This is a genomic window from Martelella limonii, assembly GCF_013344475.1.
Taxonomy (GTDB): domain Bacteria; phylum Pseudomonadota; class Alphaproteobacteria; order Rhizobiales; family Rhizobiaceae; genus Martelella; species Martelella limonii.
The window spans coordinates 1-1,413 of sequence record NZ_JABUOU010000027.1; the positions used below are offsets into that span (position 1 = coordinate 1).

At 67.4% G+C, this 1,413-nt stretch carries 1 protein-coding gene; it reads left to right on the top strand.

Annotation, left to right across the window (positions count from 1 at the left end):
• Positions 1–1,413, top strand: a 1,413-nt coding sequence (locus HPQ62_RS20860; RefSeq protein ID WP_174804518.1) for an autotransporter-associated beta strand repeat-containing protein, incomplete at both ends; no start/stop codon positions are given.

Consider the following 1,413-nt stretch of genomic DNA (forward strand, 5'->3'; position numbering starts at 1 on the left):
CCCTGCCGCGACCGTGGTCACGATGGATGTGACGCTCGGCGAGGCGTCTGCGGCCACGCAGATGGAAAAGGCCGGCGCCGGTACGCTGATCCTGACCCAGAGCGCCACCTATACCGGCGCCACCACCGTCTCGGCGGGCACGCTGCATCTTGGGGGCGGGGCCGCCAATGTGATGCTGTCCGGCGCGATTGCGGTCTCGTCGGGTGCGACGCTTGTGGTGGAGACGGTGGCGTCGAGCGATTATGTGCTTACGAATGTGGTGTCCGGTTCCGGTGCGATGACGGTTGCGGGGACGGGGACGCTGAGCTTCGAGAGCGCGAGTTCCGGCTTTGCCGGAACGACGATGGTTGTCTCGGGCGCGGGGCTTTCGGGCACGGCCGCCGGCAGTCTCGGCGGCACGACGACGATCGCCGATGGCGGTTTGCTTGTGGCCGACCAGGCGGGGACGGGCCATGGGCTGACGCTTGAGACGCTGGTGCTGACGGCGGGCGGGTTTGCCAGCACGGGCTCGATCATGGCGGTGAACCTGACGACGGCGGGCGCAGCCGGTCTGTTTGCGGTCACGGATGTGGCGCTTGAAGGGATTGTGCGTGTCAACCAGAACGGCACGACGCTCGGCGACGGGGTCTATGCGCTGATCGATGCGGCGAATGCGCCGACGGGTTCGGGCCTGAAGATCGACCGGGCAAACAGCAATCTTGGCGACCTTTCGGTCGTGAGCGTGAATGGCGCCAATCAGGTGGTGCTCACGGTGGGCGACGATATCGACCCCGACAAGTCGGTCTATGCCTACTGGAACGGGACGACGGCGGGCATGCCGGGGGCGCCCGGCATTGTCGGCGGGGCCGGCACCTGGGACGGCCTTGCGTCCTCGACCAACTGGACCAATTCGGCCGGCACGACCTCCGGGCCGTGGACGGCCGGGCGCTATGCGCGGTTCCAGGGCACGGGCGGGGCGGTGACGGTGCAGGGCACGATCGCGGGCGTCGAGGGCCTGGTGTTCGATGTCGACGGCTATCAGCTATCGGGCGGCGCGCTTGCGCTTCAGTCGTCCTACAGCGACAACCGCGCCGATATCATGGTGACGGCGTCGGGTGCGACGGCCGCGATCGGCTCGGATCTGTCGGGCAATGGCATCGGCATCAATGTGACGGGTCCCGGCACGCTTGTTCTTTCGGGTTCGAAGTCGTTTACGGGTCTGACGTCGGTTCAGTCCGGGACGTTGCAGCTTGGGGATCAGACGGCGGCTGCGGGTCTTTCGGGGGCGCTCGAGGTCCTGAGCGGGGCGACGCTTGCAGGCGTTGCCAACGGGGGCAATGCGCCGCAGACGATTGTCGGGCTGACGACGCTCGATCAGGGCGCGAACCTTGTGGTGACGCTGTCGCTGATGCCGGGCAATGCGGCGCTGTTCGA